The sequence below is a fragment of the Micromonospora chokoriensis genome (assembly GCF_000718555.1).
Taxonomy (GTDB): domain Bacteria; phylum Actinomycetota; class Actinomycetes; order Mycobacteriales; family Micromonosporaceae; genus Micromonospora; species Micromonospora chokoriensis_B.
In genome coordinates this window covers 177,953-198,383 of the sequence record NZ_JOAN01000006.1, presented here as the reverse complement: position 1 = coordinate 198,383, position 20,431 = coordinate 177,953, and the positions used below count along the sequence as shown (strand labels likewise).

The 20,431-nt window shown below is 70.3% G+C and carries 27 protein-coding genes; 5 read left to right on the top strand and 22 right to left on the bottom strand.

The window, feature by feature from the left end; translation table 11 throughout:
• Positions 1-160: 160 nt before the first annotated feature.
• The 3 genes from IF46_RS0110990 to IF46_RS0110980 form a co-directional block, all read right to left on the bottom strand.
• Positions 161-676, bottom strand: coding sequence for a hypothetical protein (locus IF46_RS0110990; protein WP_157562893.1), 516 nt, complete (start codon positions 674-676; stop codon positions 161-163).
• 139 nt (positions 677-815) lie between these two features.
• On the bottom strand, positions 816-1,220 hold the full coding sequence (locus IF46_RS0110985) for a GntR family transcriptional regulator (RefSeq protein WP_030488208.1): 405 nt from the start codon (positions 1,218-1,220) through the stop codon (positions 816-818).
• Between the two features lie 396 nt (positions 1,221-1,616).
• Positions 1,617-2,372, bottom strand: coding sequence for a GntR family transcriptional regulator (locus tag IF46_RS0110980; RefSeq protein WP_084597864.1), 756 nt, complete (start codon positions 2,370-2,372; stop codon positions 1,617-1,619).
• A 94-nt stretch (positions 2,373-2,466) separates the two neighbouring features.
• On the opposite strand from IF46_RS0110980, the gene IF46_RS34350 reads away from it, so the two are divergent.
• From IF46_RS34350 to IF46_RS0110960, 4 genes are all read left to right on the top strand, one after another.
• Positions 2,467-2,661 (top strand): hypothetical protein, encoded by a 195-nt coding sequence (locus tag IF46_RS34350; protein ID WP_157562890.1) that lies wholly within the window; start codon positions 2,467-2,469, stop codon positions 2,659-2,661.
• Between the two features lie 2 nt (positions 2,662-2,663).
• The gene (locus IF46_RS0110970; RefSeq protein ID WP_084597863.1) at positions 2,664-2,984 is read left to right on the top strand and encodes a hypothetical protein; all 321 of its coding nucleotides are present in this window, start codon (positions 2,664-2,666) and stop codon (positions 2,982-2,984) included.
• Positions 2,981-3,217 carry a hypothetical protein gene (locus IF46_RS0110965; protein WP_051723832.1) on the top strand — a complete coding sequence of 79 codons (237 nt, stop codon included), beginning with the start codon at positions 2,981-2,983 and terminating at the stop codon, positions 3,215-3,217. Before IF46_RS0110970 ends, IF46_RS0110965 begins: the two co-directional genes overlap by 4 nt.
• A gap of 291 nt (positions 3,218-3,508) precedes the next feature.
• On the top strand, positions 3,509-3,934 hold the full coding sequence (locus IF46_RS0110960) for a hypothetical protein (RefSeq protein WP_030488204.1): 426 nt from the start codon (positions 3,509-3,511) through the stop codon (positions 3,932-3,934).
• 179 nt (positions 3,935-4,113) lie between these two features.
• On the opposite strand, the gene IF46_RS0110955 is transcribed toward IF46_RS0110960, so the two are convergent.
• Positions 4,114-4,395: a hypothetical protein gene (locus IF46_RS0110955; RefSeq protein WP_030488203.1), complete on the bottom strand. Its 282-nt coding sequence runs from the start codon at positions 4,393-4,395 to the stop codon at positions 4,114-4,116.
• A gap of 84 nt (positions 4,396-4,479) precedes the next feature.
• On the opposite strand from IF46_RS0110955, the gene IF46_RS0110950 reads away from it, so the two are divergent.
• Complete coding sequence (locus IF46_RS0110950) at positions 4,480-4,713, top strand: hypothetical protein (protein WP_030488202.1); 234 nt, start codon at positions 4,480-4,482, stop codon at positions 4,711-4,713.
• A gap of 88 nt (positions 4,714-4,801) precedes the next feature.
• Here IF46_RS0110950 and IF46_RS0110945 read toward each other — a convergent pair whose 3' ends face one another.
• The 18 genes from IF46_RS0110945 to IF46_RS0110860 all read right to left on the bottom strand — a co-directional run bounded on the left by IF46_RS0110945 (position 4,802) and on the right by IF46_RS0110860 (position 20,378).
• Positions 4,802-5,059 (bottom strand): hypothetical protein, encoded by a 258-nt coding sequence (locus IF46_RS0110945; protein ID WP_036391702.1) that lies wholly within the window; start codon positions 5,057-5,059, stop codon positions 4,802-4,804.
• 27 nt (positions 5,060-5,086) lie between these two features.
• A complete protein-coding gene (locus tag IF46_RS0110940; protein WP_030488200.1) occupies positions 5,087-5,335 on the bottom strand; it encodes a hypothetical protein in 249 nt (82 codons plus the stop codon).
• A 2-nt stretch (positions 5,336-5,337) separates the two neighbouring features.
• Positions 5,338-6,228, bottom strand: coding sequence for a hypothetical protein (locus tag IF46_RS0110935; RefSeq protein WP_030488199.1), 891 nt, complete (start codon positions 6,226-6,228; stop codon positions 5,338-5,340).
• Positions 6,229-6,259: 31 nt separating this feature from the next.
• The gene (locus IF46_RS0110930) at positions 6,260-6,550 is read right to left on the bottom strand and encodes a hypothetical protein (RefSeq protein WP_051723831.1); all 291 of its coding nucleotides are present in this window, start codon (positions 6,548-6,550) and stop codon (positions 6,260-6,262) included.
• 10 nt (positions 6,551-6,560) lie between these two features.
• Positions 6,561-8,693: a hypothetical protein gene (locus IF46_RS0110925; protein ID WP_030488197.1), complete on the bottom strand. Its 2,133-nt coding sequence runs from the start codon at positions 8,691-8,693 to the stop codon at positions 6,561-6,563.
• A complete protein-coding gene (locus IF46_RS33235) occupies positions 8,690-10,306 on the bottom strand; it encodes a hypothetical protein (protein WP_051723830.1) in 1,617 nt (538 codons plus the stop codon). The genes IF46_RS0110925 and IF46_RS33235 overlap by 4 nt, the downstream gene beginning before the upstream one ends.
• Before the next feature lies 1 nt (position 10,307).
• Entirely contained in the window at positions 10,308-10,721 is a 414-nt protein-coding gene (locus IF46_RS0110915) for an HK97 gp10 family phage protein (protein WP_030488195.1), read from the bottom strand.
• Between the two features lie 6 nt (positions 10,722-10,727).
• A complete protein-coding gene (locus IF46_RS35500; RefSeq protein WP_269638755.1) occupies positions 10,728-10,859 on the bottom strand; it encodes a hypothetical protein in 132 nt (43 codons plus the stop codon).
• Positions 10,860-10,890: 31 nt separating this feature from the next.
• Positions 10,891-11,238: a hypothetical protein gene (locus IF46_RS0110905; protein WP_030488194.1), complete on the bottom strand. Its 348-nt coding sequence runs from the start codon at positions 11,236-11,238 to the stop codon at positions 10,891-10,893.
• Positions 11,239-11,250: 12 nt separating this feature from the next.
• Positions 11,251-11,655, bottom strand: coding sequence for a hypothetical protein (locus IF46_RS0110900; protein WP_030488193.1), 405 nt, complete (start codon positions 11,653-11,655; stop codon positions 11,251-11,253).
• 2 nt (positions 11,656-11,657) lie between these two features.
• Positions 11,658-12,065 (bottom strand): hypothetical protein, encoded by a 408-nt coding sequence (locus IF46_RS0110895; RefSeq protein ID WP_030488192.1) that lies wholly within the window; start codon positions 12,063-12,065, stop codon positions 11,658-11,660.
• A gap of 3 nt (positions 12,066-12,068) precedes the next feature.
• Positions 12,069-12,647 (bottom strand): hypothetical protein, encoded by a 579-nt coding sequence (locus IF46_RS33230; RefSeq protein WP_030488191.1) that lies wholly within the window; start codon positions 12,645-12,647, stop codon positions 12,069-12,071.
• A 12-nt stretch (positions 12,648-12,659) separates the two neighbouring features.
• Positions 12,660-13,097 (bottom strand): hypothetical protein, encoded by a 438-nt coding sequence (locus IF46_RS0110885; protein WP_030488190.1) that lies wholly within the window; start codon positions 13,095-13,097, stop codon positions 12,660-12,662.
• Between the two features lie 41 nt (positions 13,098-13,138).
• Positions 13,139-16,339 (bottom strand): phage portal protein, encoded by a 3,201-nt coding sequence (locus tag IF46_RS0110880; protein ID WP_030488189.1) that lies wholly within the window; start codon positions 16,337-16,339, stop codon positions 13,139-13,141.
• Between the two features lie 62 nt (positions 16,340-16,401).
• Positions 16,402-17,934: a terminase gene (locus IF46_RS33225; RefSeq protein WP_232234004.1), complete on the bottom strand. Its 1,533-nt coding sequence runs from the start codon at positions 17,932-17,934 to the stop codon at positions 16,402-16,404.
• On the bottom strand, positions 17,822-18,235 hold the full coding sequence (locus IF46_RS0110870; protein ID WP_157562887.1) for a terminase small subunit: 414 nt from the start codon (positions 18,233-18,235) through the stop codon (positions 17,822-17,824). Before IF46_RS0110870 ends, IF46_RS33225 begins: the two co-directional genes overlap by 113 nt.
• 202 nt (positions 18,236-18,437) lie before the next feature.
• Complete coding sequence (locus IF46_RS0110865) at positions 18,438-18,812, bottom strand: hypothetical protein (protein WP_030488186.1); 375 nt, start codon at positions 18,810-18,812, stop codon at positions 18,438-18,440.
• 336 nt (positions 18,813-19,148) lie between these two features.
• Positions 19,149-20,378 (bottom strand): HNH endonuclease, encoded by a 1,230-nt coding sequence (locus IF46_RS0110860; RefSeq protein ID WP_030488185.1) that lies wholly within the window; start codon positions 20,376-20,378, stop codon positions 19,149-19,151.
• Positions 20,379-20,431: the final 53 nt, after the last annotated feature.

Genomic DNA, 20,431 nt, shown 5'->3' with positions numbered 1-20,431 from the left:
GCGACATCCACGCCACACGCGCCCGTAGCTCAGCGGATAGAGCAGGGGACTTCTAATTCGTCAGATGTACCCGCACCACCCCGCATGACCAGCAGTTCTGGTATTCGGTGCGGGTCGCTACGGAGGGGTGCGGTACACCCTCTAGTACACCCTCGGTTCGTTACCGACCGTCACGACGGACCGGAACGTCACCCGTCGGTCCGTCGATCAGCTTCCGGGCGAGCAGCCGCGCGTTGCGAATCGTCTCTGGATCCAAGCCAACGCCCGGTTGTTGCACAGGGAAGCGCACCGTCTCTCCCTGCTGGCCACCCACGACCGCAGACAAGTACTGAGCACCGTCATGGCGCTTGTGCGACTGAGGCAAGTAGGCGACACGGCTCTTGCTGACATTGCCGCCCAGCTCGTCCAGCGCTGCGGCGACCCGCTCCAGGCCCGCACTCAGGTCGTGGCAGCGCTGCGCTTCACTCGATCGGACAATCCAGCCGCACCCCCCGACAACCCACAGGCCGACGAAGATCGCGTATAAGCCCGGCGGGGCAGTCACTGACGGATGCGCCTGACTGATGATGAAGAGAGCGCCGGCGCTGGTCAGTGCAACCACGCCAAGGGCAAGGTAGCCATATTCGGTGCGGCGCCGTGGCGGGTCAAGGTGAAGAGTTCCCCACGTTTTGTCCATCGTGGAAGTTTCACGGGTGGGGCGGGGGGTGGGGCAACGGTCGCGCGCCGTGATTCGCAAATAGCGAACGTTAGTCACCTCAGCAGTTCCCATCCTGGCCACAATTGGAGTTGTTACAACTCCAATCGTTCCGATCTGCTCAGTCGACCGGCACCACAACCTGGTCGCCCGGATACGCCTCGGGCAATCCGTCCGGCCCAGTGATGACTAGCACGGGCACCCCGTCCGCCATCCCAAACGCCGCGCGCTCCGCTGGCGTCGGCATGCGGGTAGACACCACCGAACCCGGCTCCGGACGCACGATCTGGGGCTCTGCCGGCACGGGGACTCTCATGCCGTAGCCGTGCTGAACGACGACGACGCCCTCCGCCCGCAAAGCAGCGACGGCCCGCCGCACCGTGGTGCGGCCCAGTCCGTACTGCTGGCCGAGCTGCGCCTCCGACGGTAGCGCGGCGCCCGGGGCGAACTCACCGCTACCGATCCGAGCGCGCAGGTCGTCGGCCAGCTGTCGCCAAGCTGGCACCCCTGACCGAGCGTCGATCATGGACGGAGACGGTATGGTGCGGCCGTGGGTCGTCCGCACGTGGACACGTGTCCACGAGTTGCCCTGTTAGGTGACTCGGCGATGCCGCCCGCCACGCGAGGCCCGGAGTCGCGACCGGACCCTTGCCAGAGAGCTCTACCGTGCGACGCAGGGGGTACGCAATGGGCCTACGCCGCGACGTCGTCGCCCAGGTCGCCCTGGCGACGATCCTGGCCGGACTACTCATCATGGCGGTCGGTGCATCGCCGCCGCGACAGCCAGCGCCGCCGGCGTCGCCGGCGCGGACGTGGCGGCCGGCGACCGAGCTGGAGCGCCGCGAGTACGAGCGGCAACAGCTCCTCGATGAGATGGACCGGCTGTACGGGACCCCGTCCCCAACGCCGCAACCCCGGCACCTCAGCCGAGCGGCATCCGGTCATAGATGCGAGCGACCCGACGCGCGTCGGCAACGGACCGCAGGAGCTCCACCGGCCGGCCGGCGCGATCCCGAGTGGTCCGCCAGGTCTCCAGCACCATGCCCGCGTCCGGCAGATCCAGGCGCCGCTGCTCGTCCGCAGTCGGCGCCCGACCAGTGACCTCCTCGGTCGCAGTGGCCAGCTCGACTCCCGCCGCGGTAAGTGCCGCATAGAGGCCGCCTACGACCTTGGCGCTGTGCTCCAGCGCGGTGCCGGCGGCGATGTCCGCCGGGATCCAGGACTCCTGCAGCTGCGCCAGGTCGTCGCCGGCGTACATCAGCCGCTGGCGGTGCACCACCTCGGTGTCGGGTGGCAGCTCCAGGCGCCGCGACACGTCCGCCGGCGCCGGCTCCCGGCCGACACCGGTCACCTCCACTCGGGACGGCACGCCCTGCTCGGCGCACGCGGTCTCCCACGGGCCGAGCTCGCGGCCGGAGCGGGTCGGGTCGACCGCGCCGGCGTAGTGGGTGAGTGTGACCCGCACCGGCGGTTGCGACACGACCGTGCCCTGGCTGGTCGCCGTGGTCACGAGGCCGAGGACCTTCAGTGCGGCCAGCGCCCGTCGCACCGTCTCGCGCGACACGCCGTACTGCGTGGCCAGCGCCTGCTCTGTCGGCAATCGGTCACCCGGCCGGTGCGTGCCCGATTCGATCGCATTCCGCAGCGCGGCGGTGATCTCGCGGTAGCCCATGGGCATCAGGTCTGCCTCCCTCCCCGAGCGGTCGATCACCAGTATGCGTACGCGGACGCTTGACGGGCCATCCGATCCTGCTCACACTCAGCGTAGAGGTTTGCGTACGCAAACCACCGATGAGGGGACGCTGATGTGGCGCAACCTGATCAACCGCATCTTCCGCCGCCGAGGCTGGGGGCACGCCGCCACCCAGGCATGGGAAGCAGACGACCGCCGGGCCGCCCAGCAGCGGCTACTCGATCAGGCGCGGCACCGGCAGGCCGATCACCGCTACGACGGCAGGTCGGACTGACGATGGGCGAGATCCCGGCACCGACCACCGTCCGGGACGCCTTCGCGGCGTACGCCCAGCGGGTGTCACGAGCCCTCATCGCCGTCGAGGCGCTGCTGGTCGACGAGCACGTGCCGCGCCGCCCGGAGTGGGAGTGCCAGGCATGCGACACCGGCACACCCTGGCCGTGCGCTCCCGCCCAGGTGCGTCTACTGGAGGCGTACCGCCGCGACCTGGCGGGCCTGTCGGACTACGTCAGCACCCTCTATCACGCCGCGCTCGAGGACCTGCGCACCGACAGCTGGCGCGAGCTGCGCGACCGGTTCGTCGGCTGGATTCCGTGAAGGCCGCGGCCACGCCGGTGAGGGTCGGGGAAGTCCTGAGCCTGACCCGCTCGGCGAGCGTGCAGTTCAGCCGCCGACCGATCGCGGTCCGGGTCATCCGGCCCCTGACTGACCGGCACACCTACGACGGATGGCTCTGGATCGACGCCTACGAGCTGGGCCCTGCGGGCGATGCCGTCGCCCGGCGCGAGTTGTTCGTCCGCGTCGACGGGCTGATCCGGGCCGGATCGTGAACGGGCCGATCGACGACTCCCCAGGCATGCCGCCCGCGAGCGGCGCGTCGCGCTGCATGGGCTGCGCGGGATTGGCCGGGGCCGGCCATAACTGCGGTGGGGACAAGATCCCCGCCCAGGGCGTGGGCTGGTGGTGCGACTGCCCCGAGGCTGAGTGCCGCCGCCGGCAACAAGGCATCTGGCCCGAGCCAGAGACGAAACGTCGGCGAACCCGCCGAACGTAGGCGGCCCCGGGAACGGCGATGCAAGCGCCGCCCCAGGGGCCTGGACCAGACACTGGAGGTCTGACTTATGCACCATCCTGACCGAACACGCCGCGCCGTCAAGGCCCTGGCGTTCCTGCTCGCCATCACCGCGGTACTCGCCTGCGAGGGCGAAGGCGGCGTCAAGAGCGACCGACCCGCCACCGACAAGCAGGTCGACCCACGTGCTCAGCGGGTCGTCACGATCGAGATCACCGAGGCCACCGGCCCCTACGACATCTACGTCCGGGCGGCGAAGGTCGGCGAAGCGCGAGGCGACCACACCCGCGACAAGATCGCGGGCGGCAAGTACAAGCAGACCCTGGACTACACGTCCGGGCTGAAGATCGAGATCACCGTTACCGCGACCGGGCACAGAACCGACATGTTCCGCTGCGAGATCAGCGACGGGGAGAAACGGGCCCGGGAGCGCGGCGCCGGTCAGGTGCAGTGCAAACTCACAACCTCGCGGTGACCCGACGCCGTACCCACCGCGACCAGGCCCGCCGGGCCCGCTGACGCCAGGTCAGCGACAGCACCGGCTCCGGGGGGTTCAGTCTCCAGCCACCAGCCATGCGGCCAGTATGAGCCACCCACCCGCACAGCGAAATGCCCCCGCCAGCCTGATTAGGCGAGCGGGGGCATTTCGGCGGTCTATGCCTGCCGCGGCTTGCGGCCACGTCTCGCCGGCGCACCCGTGCGCTTGCGGTGCGCGGTGACGCGGCGGTTGACCTCGGAGGCGGAGATGCCCAGCTCGGCGGCGACCTGGTCGTAGGTGGCGGTGTCGCAGGCCGTGGCCACGGCGGCGTCCTGCACGGCGGCCAGGGCGCTCTTGATGAGCGGGGCGAGGTCGCCGGCGGCCCGGTAGCAGGCGGCCGGGTCGAGCTGGTCGACGACGGCGAGCCGGGCGGCGAGGTCGGAGAGCGTCTCAGTCATGAGGAAATACTAGCCCACCCTATTGACTTAAACAACAGGGCAGGCTAGTATTTAGGTACAGGCAAGCGAGAGAGGGAGACGAAGATGAACCGGCAGGCGAAGACCACCGCAGAGCAGATCCGCCTCGGACGCAGGGCAATCATGTTCCCCGGGGTTGCCTCCACCGGCCGACCCGCCCGGTTCATCGACGGCCCGGCCGGTGCCCGCCACCACCTGCTCACCGAGCGGGCCGCCGCCAGCCCTCGCCACCCGCGCACCGTCCGCACCACCCACGACGGCCGCCGGGTGGTGATGCGCCGCACGGGCCGCCTGGCCTGACCCGGGCAGGGCGAAGCGCCCCCGCCGGCTGGAGAGCCGAGCGGGGGCGCTTCGTTTCGGCGCAAAGGTTGCCTAGGGCAACCAACTGTTAGTCCGCCGGCGCGGTCGCAAGCCACGGCACGTACGTCCGCAGCCAAGCGTCCACCCCCGGCAGTGCCAAGACGCGGGTGATCGCACCGGCGACGCCCACCGCCTGGGCGACCGCCGGCACGGTGTCCACACCGGCGGTGGCGGCCGCCACCGGAAGCAGCGACAGCGCACCAACGCCGGCGGCGAAGAGCGTCCGGACGGTCGCCCGCCACGGGTAGCGGGTCTGAGTCGGCTGTGCGGATGAGTTGGGCTGCACGGTTTACCTCCTTGGGTACGGTCGGGCTCAGTTGAGCAATCGGGGCAGCAGCGCGGTACCGAGCGCCGCAGCGGACACCAGCAGTGCCGCCGCCGGCAGCGGCCACTGCCTCGACTCCAGATGCCGGATCCGCTCTTCGTGATCCTGCACGTCCCGAGTGGTGGCCTGGTGCTGCTCGATCAGCACGTCCACGCGGCCGGTCAGGCGCACCACGGCGTCGTAGATCTCGCGGCCAGTGATCCGGATCGCGAGCGGGTCACCGAGCGGATCGGGCATGGTCACGACGCGAGCCGCCGGGTCAGCTCGTCGACGACCTGCTCGGCGGTCAGCTCCCCGCTCGTGGCGCGGCGGACCAGCTCGGCCAGGGCGGCGTCGCGCTCCGACTCGGCCGCGGCGACCTGGTCGATGCGGGCGAGGACGGCTTTGGTGTCGAGGCCCTTCGCGGCGGCGAGCACCGCGGCGAGGGTGGCGTCCGTCCGCTTGCGCCACGCGACGTCCTCAGCCTGGTATGCCTCGTCGCGCTTGCGCCAGAGCACCGGCTCGACGGGCTCCTTGGCGCTGGTGGCCAGGTTGCCGACCGCCCACGCCTCAATGGCCCTGCTGGCTCGCTCCGACATGTCGACCTCCGTGCTGGTGGTGGGGCCCGGAATGAGGCCGATGCTGGTCAGGTAGCGGCGGAACAGCGGCCGTTGGTCGCGGCCCGCCTTGATCGCGTCGCGGAAGAAGCTGAAGTGCGTGTGCCAGCGGTGCGAACTGTCCCCGCTGGTGCGCTTGCCGAGCCGGTCCCACCGCTTCACGATGGTGCCGTCGGGGCTGTAGATGATTTCCCGGATGTCCCGGGTGTCGGCCGCGTTCGCGACGCACTGCGCGACACACCAGACCGAGAAGGTGGCCAGGGTGTTGGTACGGCCACCGGAGCGGACGTCGAACGGGCCGATGTCCAGCGCTGCGGCGTCGAGGGTCAGCCCGGCCCGGTCCCGGGGCGACTCCACCACCGAGTAGTCGCCGGTGACCACCCGGTCCGAACCGCAGTGGTAGCCGCCCCGGTGCGCGGTGTCGCCGACGATGCCCACCTCGCCCGGATCCAGGTCGTCTGGTCCGGGGGCGTTGTCAAGGTGGGTGAGGAGCAGGGTGCGGACGGCCAGCAGATTCGCGGGTGCACGGGTCATGTGTCTCTCCCGGTCAGTAGGTTGCGCCGAATCACGACGGGATCGCCCACCACTGCACGGGCACCCCAGTCCACGTGGCCGACGCTCCCGACACCCGCAGCGTGAAGCCCGTCGTGCTGATGGAGTGCGCCTTCGCGATCCAGCCGGCGGTGGCCCCGGCCGACGACGCGATGTTTACCCCCACCCGCGGTGAGTTGGTGAACGTGAACCCGTAGGCGACGACAACATCGACTTGGCTTTGGCTGGTGAAGCTGACGCTGACGCTTCCAGCGGGGATGCTGATCCGCTGCGGCGTGAGCTTCATTCCGGTCTGGATGATCACTGGTCACCTCTCACAGGGGCGCTACCGCTGGGGCCCACACGTCCACCTCGGTGCCGGCCGCCCACGCCCGCTGTACGCCGTTGATGCCCCGGGCGGAGATCGTGCCGGTCTGAGGGCTGCTGCCCCCCGTAATCGCCGATAGGCGGATCCGTTCCCCGCCTACCCGCACGTCGAGGGGAAAGTCAGCCGCCGCAGTGGTCCACAGGCCGTTCTGAATGGTCGACGTGATCCCGATGAACATCCCGCCCGCGGTCAGCAACGAGCCCAGCGTCGACCCGTCAGCGGCTACCCGTGGATCACCGTCCGCCTCGGCAACGTCCCACGGCGTGGCCGGGCGGGCCGCGAAGGTGAGCTTCCAGAGCCATTCGTCGAGCGTCTCGGTGTACCCGGTCACCAGTAGGCGCGCGTCGCCCGCAGCCCACGACGGCAGCGACGTCACCCGTAGCGCGGCACCGCTGTCCACGGCCAGCAGTGCGGCCATTCCCGGTAGGTCGGCCTGCCACTCTGGTTCCGCGAGCTGCACCGACACCTGCGGATAGCGCGGCTGATCGATGGTGCCCAGATGCCGAATCCACTCCGCGTGATCCTGTAGGGGGGCGTCGGCGAACAGGTTCAGCTCGATCTCGGTGGGGTACACGCCGACCCCATCCGGTGGTGGCACAGCGGCCAGCGGCCCAACGGCCTGCACCGACCGCGCGGAGCTGCCGCCGGTGCGTTTCACCGTGACGTCGTTACGGACCTGGTCGGCGTCGTCGACCGGCGCAAACGGCGGGATCAGCCGCGTGTACGGCACGTCGAGCGGCGTCTGGTTGTAGAGACTCGACCGCGTCCGGCAGGCCAGCCCAAGTGCACCGCGCTGCTCGAAGAGCATCCCCGCGTCGGCTTCCACCGACTCGTCGAACAGGGCCTGCAATGTGGCGACCGGTTGCGGACCCAGCGTCGTGTCCGATGCCACTGCGGTGCCGGTGAGGGGGATCCCCGCTTCCGCGCACACCCGGGCCAGCCGCGCGGTGGCCGACTCCCCGCGGTACGACTGCAGGTCCCCGAACGCCATCGGCGTGATCGCGGCGGTGTCCCAGACCCGCAGATGGCCCACGATGAACTCGTCGGAGACGGCGAACGTCGCCCGGTTTGGGTTCAGGGCGACCGCAGTGATGCGGGTCAGAGTGCCCGCCACGGAAGCGCTGGACGTCAGGGTGCCGAACTTGACGGTGACGCTGATGCTCCCGCCGGACTGCGCGGCCGAGATCACCAGGTCGGCGGGCCCGCCGAACGTCGTGATTGTGCTCCACACCACCGTCGCGGCGCCACCAGCGGCGTAGCCAACCAGGTAGGTGCCGTCCACGCCTCCGCGGTCCTGGACGAGTTCCCACCGGGCGTACGTGCCGCCCGCTTCGGCGTCCCAGCCGACCAACGCGAGGTTGTCGTCAGTGCCACCAACGGACTGCCAGAACATATGCACCGACCACGCCACTGGCGAGGAAACACCAGCCGGCACCTGCCCGGTGAGACTACCGGCGGCCGTCAGTGACGGAAGCGGCAGCGTGCCCCACCGGGTGGTGCCACCGGCTGACACGTTGACGTCACCGGCCGCGAACGCCACAGTGCCGGCGCGCTGCATCGCCGCGATCCCGGTGACCGCCGACGCGGCTTCCGTCGCGTCGGCTTCGTCCTCCAGCGGCCAGTAGGCCAGCAGCGACGTCCCGGCTTGGACAGTGCGGCGGATCGGCGACCACGCAGGCTGCTCTCCCTGCCCGAGCCGACGCAGGATCCCGGCCGCGTCCACGTCCGTGTACCGGTCCTTGCCCTCGATGGACCAGCCGGGCGGCCACGACGCGATTTCGCCGTAGAAGCGGCCCACCAGGGCGCCGCCGATCGGACCAGCGGACACCCGAACCGGGGTGTTCCGGCCCAGGTAGCCGTACCACTGGCCCAGCGGGTTACGCGGCGAGTAGTCCCCCGACAGGTTGTCCAGTCGGAAGCCGCACTCGCCGGGGTCGGCGCGGTTGCCCTCGGACGTGCGGCCACGGGTGATGGTCACCGCGCCGCGCAAGTCGGCGGTGATATCCACCCAGCCGTGAATCGCACCCAGGTACAGCTCGATCTTCAGCTGGAACCGGGCGCCGGCTGCGGGCGCGGTCACTTCGACCCGCCGAGCACGACCTGGACGTTGCCGCCACGCTTCCCGATCGCCCGGCGCAGCACCTCCAGCAACAGGAGGTCAAGTTGAGATCCGGCGGAGTCGATGATCAGCGTTGCGCTACCGCCACCGGATGCGCTGCGCGACGAGATCTCCTCACCGGCCAGGGCAAGGATCGGCACTGGCGTCCCCGGGGTGCCCGGCACCCGACCGCCGGAGTGGAACGTCGGCAGGTGCGGGGCGCTGATCGAGTTTCCGCCGAGGCCGGGCACCCAGCCCGGCACTGTCCACGACAGCCGGCCGACGGTGTTGTTCCAGGCCCGGGCGATCGCGTTGAAGCCGTTGCGGAACGGCGTCGAGATGTACCCGGCGATCTTGAGGAACGCTTTGCCGATACGGCCGGGCAGGCCGATCGTGTAGTCCAGGAATCGGCCCGCCATCCGGCCCACACCGGACCAGAAGCCGGAGAACAGGTCCCACCACGCCCGCACTCCGGTGGTCAGGGTCTTGAAGACCCACTTCCAGCCGCCGACGATCCAGTTGAAGACGAATTCGGCGGCGGCCTTGATCCCGGCCCAGGCGACAGCCCAGATGTCCTGGAACCAGGTCGTCTGTGTGGCCACCCACACGATCCCGGCGACCAGCAAGGCGATCCCGGCGACGACCAGGGTGATCGGCGAGGTGGCCACCATGATCGCGATGTTCCACGCCCACTGCGCGGCCGTCGCGATCGCCGTGGCGGCGGCGCCGGCGATCGTCGCGACCTTCGCCACCGTCATCGCTGCGGCCGACTTGACCGCCGAGGCGCTGACCGCGCCGTTCGCCATGGCCAACAGATTCACGATGCCGACCAGCCCCAGCGCGGCCGTCGACACCGTTTCGATCTCCTTGCCCCAGGTCGCGAGGGTGCCCGGGTCGGCGGCGCGCTGCGCGTCGTTCAGGTTCAGCTGGGCGTCTTTGGCGTCGCGGTTGGCCTGGGCCATGTCCCGGTTCGCCTGCGCGCCGTCCTCGTTGGCTTGGGTCAGGTCGACCTGCGCCTGCTCCGAGTCGATGCCGGCTTGCTTCAGGTCCAGCTGCGCCTGGGCGAGGTCCTGCGCGGCCTGCTTCGCCTCCACCGACCCCTTGCCGTGCTCCTTAACCGCCGCGGCGTAGTCCTGCTGGGCGACCTTGGCATCGATACCGGCCTGCTTCACGTCGAGCAGCGCCTGCTCCGCGTCGGCGCCGGCTTGCTTCGCGTCGACCTGCGACTGGTTGAGGTCGATCTGGGCCTGCTTCAGGTCACCGAGTGCCTGCCCTGCGTCCAGGCCGGCCTGCTCGACGTCGGCCAGCGCTCGGGCCTGCGCCTGCGCCCGGTCCGCGCTGCGGTTCTGCAGAGCGGACAGCGCCGACACCGTGCCGCCGGCGTCGCCGATCGCCGCGGACATACCGGCCGCGCTGGCACCGACCCGGGCCATCCGGTCGCCGTACGCGCCCGCCGCCGCACCGGCCTGGTCGGTCTGCCTGCTGACCCGCTGCGCCGCGTCGCCCACAGACTCCTGCGCCTTGACGGCCTGCGCGGCGGCCTTGTCCAACTTGGTGGCGTCGCCGGCGAAGGTGAGCGTTACGGAGTTCCCCACGTCAGTCCACCTCCAGACCGGCGTCGCGGACCACCTTCAGCAGCGCCGACTCCAGCGCGTCCTGGACATCACCGCGGGTGCGGTGGAACGCCGGGTACACGTACCGGCCGCCCTTCTTGAACTCCCTGTGCGAGGGCCGGCCCTTGCGCCGGCCCTCGCCGCCGTAGTCCAGCCACGGCACGTACGGCGCCCGCGCGGACCCGGCCGACACCCGCGTCGCGGTACGCGTCGACCTTGTCTTGATCGCGGCCCGGGCCCGGCCGGTACGCGAGGGCATCAGCGGGCGGGCGGCGTCGACCACGATCTGCGCCGCCTCGTTGTGGGCCAGCCGCAGACCCTTCGGCGCGTTCGCGTCGAGCTTCTTCAGCGCCCGGTTGAACTCGGCCAGGCCCTCGACCCGGATCGGCTCCGTCACGCTCGCTCACCTCCCCCGCTGCTGTCCCTGCGCCATCAGCTCCTGCATCTGCCGGCGCTGCGCCCTCCGCGCGTAGAAGATCGACCACTGCACGTACTCGTCGTTCGACATCTCGGCCCGCATCCGGGCCACCGTCATCCCGAGCTTCTCGGCCAGGACGAAGTCGAACTCAAGATCCGGATTCGTCTCGAAGGCTTTTGTACGCCTCCTTGTCGGCGCGGCCGGCGATGCCGGACAGCTTGTTGATCGCGGTGTTCAGCGTCTCGATCTCGCCGAAACCGGCGACCGCCGTCCATTGCCGGACCTCGTCCTCGGTCAACTGCGGGTCGACCATCGCCAGCGACAGCGACAGCGCCTCGGTGGCCGCCGGGTTGCCCTCGTTCGCCTTCGCGGCCTCGCTGATCCGGATGACCTCCGCCCGGGTCAACGCCCGGATGCGGACCACACCCAACCCGGGCAGGTCCACGTCCTGCTCCGTGCACCTCGGCCGGAACAGCGCCGCCTTGTCTACCGCCACAGCTGATCTCCCCTAAACCTGCGTCGTCTCGACGACGTCGTCCGAGATGGTGAACTGGGCCGACCAGGTGACGTTGTCCGCCACCGGGTTGGTCTCGACGTACTGCGTCAGCAGCGCTTCGAACGTCTGCTCGGGCCGGCCCGTGCCCGGCCCTTCCGGCTGCCGCACGATCTCCACGACCGTGCCCACGATGGGGTTGAGCACGGCGTGCGGGCCCGTCGCGGCCGTGTTGTCGTAGATCCCGCCGCAGGTGAACTGGCCGTTCTTCAGCCCACCGGTGTGGACCTCGGCATTCTTGCCGTACGTGGTGACGTTGTGCCCGGCCGCGCCGCGGGTCATCTCCGACGTGTTCGTCCATTCCGAGATGTCGTCACCGGCGACGGTGATGTTCGTGTCCTTGCCGTGCTGCCATCCCATGGCTATGCGCCCTTTCCGCTGATATCGAGGTGGAACATCGCCGCCAGGTAACTGACGTCGGCGTACGAGACGACCTCGAACTCACACGAGGTGACCCGGACCGCGTCACAGGCCGTGTACGCGTGGGCCTCGATCGCCGCCTTGACGGACTTCGCGCCGGACCCTGCGCCGTACTCGGCGATCGCGCGCCGCGACTCCGGTCGCGCCGGCCGGTCGACGAGCACCATCACCGGCCAGTCCTCGATCCGGTCCCCGCCACGGCCGTACGCCAGGTCGTAGGAGATCTGGTCCGGGAGCGGGATCAACGCGAACGGCGGGGACACCCGCTGCACGCCCCACTCCGGAACGGTCAGCCCGCCGATGGTGCGCAGCGCGACGCTCAACTCGTCAGCGACGTCGACCGGGTCCACGGCTCAGCCCACCCGCCGGCGCCGCGACAGACCGGCCAGGGCCGTCGACACGTCCGGGTCAAGGCGTGCCAGCAACCGCATCTCCGACCCCTCCGACGGCGACCCGGCCACCCCGTAGGGCGAGTCCCGACGCGAGTCCCACCGCGACACCTGGAGCTTGCAGGCACCGATCACGCCAGCGGGCACCGCCGACCAACCCCAGATCGCCGAAACGACGACCGGGCTGTCCGGGTAGTCGCTGAAGCCGAGACGCTCGTACGGCTTGCTCTCCAACGCCGCGTCGTCGGGCAGCAGCGTCACCCCGCTCGAGGCGAGCGCCACGCCGCCGACGGTCATGCCGGTGACGTCCTGGACGTCGTCGACCTCCAGCAGCCACAGCCCCGACACCACGTCGTAGGAGGCCGGCCGGCGGTACGTCCGGGCGACCGGCGCATCGACCTTCCCAAACTGCCGGTTCGTCTTCTTATCGATCGCCCGAGACGCGGCCGTGCACCAGGTCGCCAGCTCCGCCTCGTTCACGCCGGGGGTGCGCACGAACGCCGCGGCTTGCGCCGCGGTGACGTAGTCAGGCTTCCAGGGCACGGCCGCGTCCCCTCAGCGCCTGCGACCCGAGGCGGGCCGGCCGCCAGCCGGCTTGCCCGCCGGCGCTGCGGTCGACTTCACCGGCGGCTTGGCCTTGGCGTACTCGTCCGCCGTGGCCTCGCGGGCGTCGTCCGGGCTGGAGCCGACGTACCGCGTGCCCGTGAACGGGCTGACGGTACGGCCGGTGCGCTCCAGCTCGTCACGCTGGCCCTCGGAGAAGGTGAACCGCGGCTCCGTCGCCTTGCCCGGCTTGGGCGTCTGGCCGGCGGTGGCCAACTGCTCGCGCAGCTCGGCGACCTCCGCCTCCAGCTCCCGCACCCGCACGTCGGCCGCCACGGTGGTGGTGGCGGCCGGCGGCGTGGTGGCCGGCAGCGTCGCCGGCTGGGCCGGAGTCTGCGTGTCGGCCGGCGGGGCGCTGTCGGCCCGCGCCGGCGTCTGGTCCTGCGGCATCAGTGTGCCTCCCTGCTCGATTCGGTCAGTCCGGGTCCGGCTCACGGCACCGGGTCGTAGGTGATTTCGCGGACGCCGGTGATGTCCGTGATCGCCGTGGCCTTGTAGCCCCACAGGGCCACGTCGACGTACGCGACCCGGTACTCGAACTGGAGCCGCTGCGGCGCGGACGCCCAGCCGTGCACGACCTCCCGGTCGAACAGGTAGGAGCTGGCCACCACGGCGCCGGACGCGGCGAGCGCCCACGCCGGCAGCGCCACGACGCCGTTGACGTCGATCGCCTGCCACCGCGTGCGGGACTGCCCGTTGGTGTTCGCCGGGCCGAGCGCCGGGAACAGCGGCCGGCCGTCGTTGTCCTTCGCCCCGGTCAGCGCGAGGTACAGGTCGACCTGGGTGAACAGGTCGGTCATGGAGAAGCCGCCGCGGACGAACTGCAACCGGGCGAACGCGGCGGTCAGCTCGGATGCGAGGGTCTGCCCGGTGGTGCCGCCGCCGGCGGTCAACGCGATCGCGGTCGGGGTGGCCGCGTCGAGCACGGCGACCGCCGAGGCCTCCAGCGACTCGAACCACGCCTTGACCATCTGTCGCCAGATGATCCCGGACAGCTGAGGGTTACCGCCCTGCTCCCACGCCTCCCGGGTCACCTCGACCTTGCCGGACACGGCGGTCGGGGTGATCGTCTGCGACGTCGCGGTGTACGTACCCGGCGTCGGCTCGGTGCCCTCGGTGTGCGCGGCCACCAGACCCGACGCGGTGGCGAACTTCGGCAGCACGAACGGCGTGCTGTCCGGCAGCGTGCCCTTGTTGATCGCCTCCCACACCGGGTAGCGGTACGACAGCTGGTCGACGTACATGTCGGGCCGCTGCCGGTTCGGGTTCAGCGCCGTGGTGTCGGCCCGGTCGACGTCGAACTGACCCGACTGGATCTGGTCGAACTGGGTGCGCATGAACGTCTGCGCCCGCTCCAGCGCCTTACCGTCGCCCTGCGACCCGGCGATCAGGTCGGTGGAGAAGTCGTGCGTACCGCGCGTCAGGTTGCCCTCCCGGTCGAACCGGTACGGCAGATCCTCGGACACGCTGGCCGTGACCGTGGTGCGCCGCGTCGGGTCGACCGTCGGGCGCCGCTCCGGCTCCTGCTGCGCGGTCTGGGTCAGCTGCGGCACACCGAGCAGCGCGCCCAGCTGGCCCGCGCGGATCAGCCCGTCGACCTGGTCGGCGGAGAGCACCAGTGCGCCCTCCGGGGTGGACGGCCGCTCCGGTTGCTGCGTCTGCTGGGCCGCGACGAGCGCCTGGATGGCGCCGGGCCGCTGAAGCAGCGCGGTCAGCTGGTCCTGGTTGAGGTTGACGCCGCCGGTCGCCGGCGGCGTGGTCTGAGTCTCGGTGGACTCCTGCTCGTCCGGCATCCCGGATCTCCCCTTCACTCGTGGTGGTGCATTGCGACTCGCGGCCACCTTCGTGACTCTCGCGTCGTCAAAGGCGGGCATGGGCGTCGACGACGTCTCGCGCCAGCTCGCGCGCTTCACGTCGTAGACGCTGTCTTTCTCGTTCCACTCGACGTCCCCGTCGTCTGGGTTCATCGAGAAGTCCACGCCGATGGACAAGCCGTCGTACAGGCCGTGTTCCGCGTCGTAGAGCAGCTGGTCGCGCTCCAACTTGGCCGGGGAGCCGACGGGACCGTCGAGCACCCGCAGCTTCACCACCGGGCCCGCCTTGGTCTCCGTCACCGACTCGTGCACACCGACCGGCTTGTAGTGGTCCATCAAGTGCTTGATCCGGGACACGTCGGCGTACTGCAACGAGCCGGGAAGGAACCGGAACTTGAGCCCGTACTTGCTGGCGATCTTGTTGTACGGCACGGCCAGGCCGGTGATGGTGCGTCGCTCGACGTCGACCTGAGCCGGGTCGGTTCCACCGGCGAAGTCCCCACCGGCGAACGTCATCGCCGGGCCCTGGTCGTCAGCAGCGAACGTCATCGCGGCGGACCGGGCCGCGTCGACCTGCTCCGCGCTGTCCGTCTCGGCGTCCTCGTCGCCACCGGCCGCCGGCGGGGGAGCAGACGGAGCGGGCGCCGGCTTCGGCTTCGGCGGTGCTCCGGACCAGCCGGCGGCGGCGCGGATCTCGGCCTCGTCGATGACGTTCATGTCGTAGAGACCTCTCCAGTAGGCGACCTGCCCGGCCGGGTCCGGCTTCAGGTAGTCCGACAGGTCGAAGCGCACGGTGTTCCCGCGCGGGGTCACGTCGCCCATGGACAGCCGCTGAGTGATCGCGGTCATGTACGGCGCATACGTCTCGTTGATCTTCGTCATGCGCCGGTCGGCCGCGTTGAAGTACGTGCGCGACGTGGTGCTGACGCCCAGGTCCTCGGGATCCACACCGAGGCCGTTGGCGATCTCCAACGTCACCTGCCGCTGAAGCTCCACCAGCTGCAACTCCGCCGGCGACGGCGCATTGGCGTCGACGCGCTTGACGTTGCCCGGGATCCAACCGGTTGAGCCGCGCTTGCGGCTGGCCTTCCAGTCGGCCAGGAACCCGTCGATCTCGTCGTCGTCCATCGGCTCGACCGACGGATCATCGCCGTCGGTGAACCAATCCAACGGCCTCGGGTTGTCGGCGTACGTCGACGCCAACCGGTCCAGCAGCAAAGCCCGCCGGATCGCCCGCGCGTTCGCCGACAGCAGGCCGGGGTTCGGGCTGTCGAACCGAATCACCCGGTCGGCCGGAGTTGCCTCGCCAGCAACCCACACGATCTTGACACCGCGTGCGTCACGGCCGGACGGGAACGGGTTGGGCTGCCCCTTCGGCGGATCCAGGCTCACCGTGGCCACGTCCAGGTGCCGGGCCGCGAGCGGGTACCCCTGGAAGTCCTGCGCGGTGATCAGCCACCACGAAATGGCGTCGAACGCCAGATCCTCGATCGTCTGCGACAGCGTCACCACGTTGGCGACGTCCGGGTCGATCTGATCCAGGAACGGTGAGCGGACGATGTCCAGTTGGCGGTACTGGCGCAGCGGCAACGTCGCGATCGAGCACAGGCTATTGCGGCCCTTCTGCACGGCCGCCACAGACAACGCCTCGTCGCGGGTGACCCGGCCCGTGCCGGCCGCGTTCAGCGCGGCGAACACCTGCTCGATCGGCCGGGGGGCGGTGTCGAACTCAGCGGCGGCCGGCTCGTCCAGCACCAGCGGACGAGGCAGAGACAGCAGATCGCGCAGCTGGTTTGCCGCCGCGTTGATCCACCCCATGGCCAGCAGTGTACGGCGCGGAGCCGAAGAATCTACGGTCCCAGCGCGTGGCGTCGAATAATCTACGGCGCGGCACGAGTCTTGCGCGAAATCTTCCGGGTCTTGGGCAGAGTCCGCGCCAGCTGGGCGGCGCCGGCGATGGCGTACACCGCGTCAACGTTGCCGCCACCGGCGCGGGTGAACACCCACGCGTCACCGCGCTTGGCCTTCTCCGCCTTGGACACCTGCGTGTCGAGCATCTCCTGACCGGAGTGCGCGAGCGTCTTGGCCGACACCTCCTTACCCAGGGCCATGCACACCGCGGTCGTCTCGCCCCGAATCTCGGCCACCTTCACTCCACGCGGCGGCCAGGAGTAGACGCCCTCCTTGCGACGGTCGGCCACCTTGGACGCCACGGCGGCGGCCGGGCCCGCCGGGAACCACCCGAGCACCTTCGGCTTCACCGCCAGCACCCAGCCGGGCAGCTCCCGCTCCATCGCCATCGCCGCGTTCGGGCCGGTCCACTCGTGCACCGTCTCCACCCGCACCCGGTCGTCGCCGAGCACCGCCGCCACCGCCAGGGTCGCGTGCGTGCCGGCCGGGTTCAGGTCGATACACGCGGCCAACATCGTCCGGTGCTCGTCCAGGTCGCCGACGTCGAGGCACGCCTGCCACGCAGCCGGATCGATCGCCGGGTCCAACCGGTCGACCGACATGCACAGCGCCTCGGTCTTGAAACCGGCCAGCTCGGCCGGGTCCGCGTCCGGCTTCGTGACCCGGGCCGCCGGGCCGGCGAGCACAGCTGGGTCCATCCGTCGGCCCAGCTGCGGGTTCGCCGCCGCCCACGCCGCCGGATCGGTCACGGCCGCGCCGGGCGGCGCCGACCACTCCAGGATGCCGAGCCCTGGATCATCGCCGGCGAGGGCCGAGCGGCGCAGCGCCGCGAGTACCACCGACCTGGCGTCGCCCTGGTTGGTGATGTAGACGATCTGCGCGTCCGCCACCGCATTGGTCGCGAACGTCACCGCGTTGTACGCCTCCCAGGTGTGCTGCTCGCGCAGCTCGTCACCGATCGCCCGACGGATCGTCTTACCGCGCCCGCCCTTACGGTCGGCCGCGCCGATCTTGTACCGGCACCGGTCCGTCGTCGAGAGCACCTGCTGGCCGTTGCCGATGCGCACCGAGCTGACCCGGTCCGACAGCGCCGGCGTCTTCTGGGCGGTCTCGACGGCGTGCTCCCACGATTCCTTCGCCTGCTCCAAGTTCGTTGACGTGCCGAACACCATGGCCTGCCGCTCGACGAACAGCCAGTACAGCGCGAGGACCTTGCACAGGTGCGTCTTGCCGTTCTGGCGGGCCACGAGCAGCAGGACCTGGCGGAAGCGCGGGCGCCCGTTCGGCAGCAGCTCGCCGAGGTGGATGACGGCCCACTGCTGCCACGGATCGAGCGGCTCGCGCAGGATGAACGCGGCGAACCAGATGACCCGGAAGCCGTACGACGTCTCAGGCGTCAGCGGCCGTAACGGCCGGGTCCACAGCCGCGGCGTAATCGACCCCAGCGGTACCGGCTGCGGCGTCGGCTCGGAGCTCGTCGAGGGCGCGAGTTGCAGGGTCACCTAATTCCCCCTCTCCGCCACCACGAACGGCCGGCCGCGCGCCGGGGGACATGCCGAGCCGATCCAGCACGGCCTCCAGCCGCCGGCCCATGATGTCGATCTCCGTGATCACCCGCTTGTGGTGCGTCGCCGAGTCGGTCGCCTCGTCCTCGCCAAGCCGGGTGAACAGGCCGTCCAGCTCCCGGGCGTACACCCGGGCCAGCTCGGCGATCGCCCCATCGCGCTTCAGCAGCGTCATCGATTCGAGCGCCCTTTCGAGCGCAGTCGCGATAGCCGATTCCGCTTTGTTGTCATTCGTCACGAATGCCCCGGAATGGCGAAAAGATTGGGATCCCGGAAACTCGGGGGGAGAGAAAAAGGACAGGGCGGGCTGTCCACCGGGCCCCCCGATGGGGAAAACCGCAGGTCACGCGTCGACTCGACTGCGCTCGCGGTCGTGAGCGCAATGATAGGCCGCGCCATTCTGAATGCGAGGACCGACGCGCGGTCACAGTCGCCACTCATCATGGCGCGTCCTCGAAGCCGAGGTCCCGCAGTTCCTTGCATCGTTCGCATGAGTCGGGTGCGTACTCGTGCACGACCAGCTCGAACGTCTCGCGGTCCCAGTGCTGGACGATGCCCGGCTCTGGTCCGCCGGTCACCTCGCCTGTGCTCATGTTGATCACGTACAGCTCAGGCTTGGGCGCTGTGACCTCGATCAGCTGGTCGTCGATGGTGGGGCGGTGGTCCTCGGTGACGTGCTGCTCGGCCTGCTCGACGACTCTCGGCACGGTGTCGTTGTCGCCGACGAGAGGCAGCTCCCAGGCGTCGTGCTGGTGGCACCGGAGTACCGCCCCGCCGCAGTCGTCCCAGGACACGTAGACCATGGTCAGATCCATCTGGTGACCGCCTTGTTCGGTGGGTCGGTGCTCCGCGTCGGGTCACCGATATGGAGGTTGCACGGGGCACACGCCGCCACGAGGTACCGCGGGTCGTCGCCCGTGGCCGCTCGGCCCAGGGTGTGGTGAGCGTGGCCAGCGTCTGGTCCAGTCAGCGCGGCCACGCCCGTGCACCGGTGCTCGCCCTCGACCCGGTCGCACCACCCGTCCTGGTGTGCCCGACATCGCTCCTTGTCCCGAGTGATGACGTGGGCTCGGGTGCGGCGCCATCTTCTGGTGCTGCCGCCCTGCCAGCTCTGGCTCATGCCCACCTCCCCGCTGTCTCCCTACAACTGATCATGGGTGCCCAGGGTTCTCGGGTCGGGCAGGCGGGGGCGTAGGTCGGGAGCGTGGTGCTCTTCGTCCTCGCTTGCGGTTCGTCTGGGCTGGGCGGGGTGGAGCGCCCGACCCGTCCCGACCCGACCCGACCAATCCAGATCCTGGAGGCTTGGGTTCTGCCGGATCGGCCGATGATCGGCCGATGGACTTCCCCCTCACCTGTTGATCTTGGGTCGGGTTGCGCGGTGTCGGGCCGGCGGCCCGGTCGCGCGGAGCGCGGTGTCCCTTCGCAGCGGTCGCGCTGGTGGTGGTGCGAGCGCGGTGTCCCGGTGGTGGGGTCGCGCTGACGGTGCGAGCGCGGTGTCCCTCGGTGGGGGTCGCGCTGGGTTGCGGGCGGCTGGCTGCGCGCTCGCGGCGGGTGGGCGTGGTCCGGCCGGGTGCCGGGTCGCCCTGGTCGTCGTGGTCCGGCCGGGTGCCGGGTCGACGCGGGTGCTGCTGGAGCGCGGGATCCGGCTGGTCGTCGGGTCGCGCTTCGTCGATGCGGGGTCCACCGGTCAGGCCGGTGGGCCGCTTGCCGCTGGAGAGCGGCACGTCGTAGCCGTGCTTCGCGAGGTGCGTCACGGTGATCTGCCCGTAGTACGGCTTCGCGGGCGTGGGGAGCAGCTGCCACCGCTCCGGGTGGGAGTCCTTGCCGCGGCGGCCGTTGCACTGATTACAGGCGACCACCAGGTCGTCCGGGCCGGCCGCGCTGCGGCCCGGGGTGCGGTGGTCGTACGTGCCGGCCAGACCGCCTTTGCGGGCGTCCCAGTTGACGACTCGGCCGCAGTAGCGGCACGCATCGCCGTCGCGCAGCCGTACCGGGATGGTGAGCGCGGGGTTCCCGTTGTCGTTCTTGCGATTGCGTTCCCACTCCAGTTCGGCCTTGAGGCGGATGTGGAACAGGTGTTCGGAGTCATCGGCGAGCAGGTAGCTACCGTCCGCGAGCGGGGTCCAGATTCCGGCCCGGGTCGCCCACTCGGCGAGGCGGCGCCACTGCGGGCCGCCGTAAAGCGCGACCGTCGCAGCGGGCACCACGTAGTCGGTGGTCTGGTCGGCGGAGTACGTCGCGCAGAGCCATGCGATGCCGGCGACGGCTGGTAGCCGGAGGTCCCAGCCGTCCAGGTCGTCATCCGGCCCTTTCTCCCACGCCAACGGGGCCAGCACCGCCGGATGCTGGTTGCTGCTGTCGGACGACTTCAGCCAAGCCACGGGACACCCGGTCTAGCGATCTTGGTCAATGGATCTCCCGTTGTGCAGCGGCG

Bases quoted from the DNA above. Each gene is read 5' to 3' on its own strand.
- IF46_RS0110990 (WP_157562893.1), bottom strand. From the start codon at position 676: ATGGACAAAACGTGGGGAACTCTTCACCTTGACCCGCCACGGCGCCGC.
- IF46_RS0110985 (WP_030488208.1), bottom strand. From the start codon at position 1,220: ATGATCGACGCTCGGTCAGGGGTGCCAGCTTGGCGACAGCTGGCCGAC.
- IF46_RS0110980 (WP_084597864.1), bottom strand. From the start codon at position 2,372: ATGCCCATGGGCTACCGCGAGATCACCGCCGCGCTGCGGAATGCGATC.
- IF46_RS0110970 (WP_084597863.1), top strand. From the start codon at position 2,664: ATGGGCGAGATCCCGGCACCGACCACCGTCCGGGACGCCTTCGCGGCG.
- IF46_RS0110960 (WP_030488204.1), top strand. From the start codon at position 3,509: ATGCACCATCCTGACCGAACACGCCGCGCCGTCAAGGCCCTGGCGTTC.
- IF46_RS0110955 (WP_030488203.1), bottom strand. From the start codon at position 4,395: ATGACTGAGACGCTCTCCGACCTCGCCGCCCGGCTCGCCGTCGTCGAC.
- IF46_RS0110950 (WP_030488202.1), top strand. From the start codon at position 4,480: ATGAACCGGCAGGCGAAGACCACCGCAGAGCAGATCCGCCTCGGACGC.
- IF46_RS0110940 (WP_030488200.1), bottom strand. From the start codon at position 5,335: ATGCCCGATCCGCTCGGTGACCCGCTCGCGATCCGGATCACTGGCCGC.
- IF46_RS0110935 (WP_030488199.1), bottom strand. From the start codon at position 6,228: ATGACCCGTGCACCCGCGAATCTGCTGGCCGTCCGCACCCTGCTCCTC.
- IF46_RS35500 (WP_269638755.1), bottom strand. From the start codon at position 10,859: ATGACGGTGGCCCGGATGCGGGCCGAGATGTCGAACGACGAGTACGTG.
- IF46_RS0110900 (WP_030488193.1), bottom strand. From the start codon at position 11,655: ATGGGATGGCAGCACGGCAAGGACACGAACATCACCGTCGCCGGTGAC.
- IF46_RS0110885 (WP_030488190.1), bottom strand. From the start codon at position 13,097: ATGCCGCAGGACCAGACGCCGGCGCGGGCCGACAGCGCCCCGCCGGCC.
- IF46_RS0110880 (WP_030488189.1), bottom strand. From the start codon at position 16,339: ATGGGGTGGATCAACGCGGCGGCAAACCAGCTGCGCGATCTGCTGTCT.
- IF46_RS0110865 (WP_030488186.1), bottom strand. From the start codon at position 18,812: ATGGATCTGACCATGGTCTACGTGTCCTGGGACGACTGCGGCGGGGCG.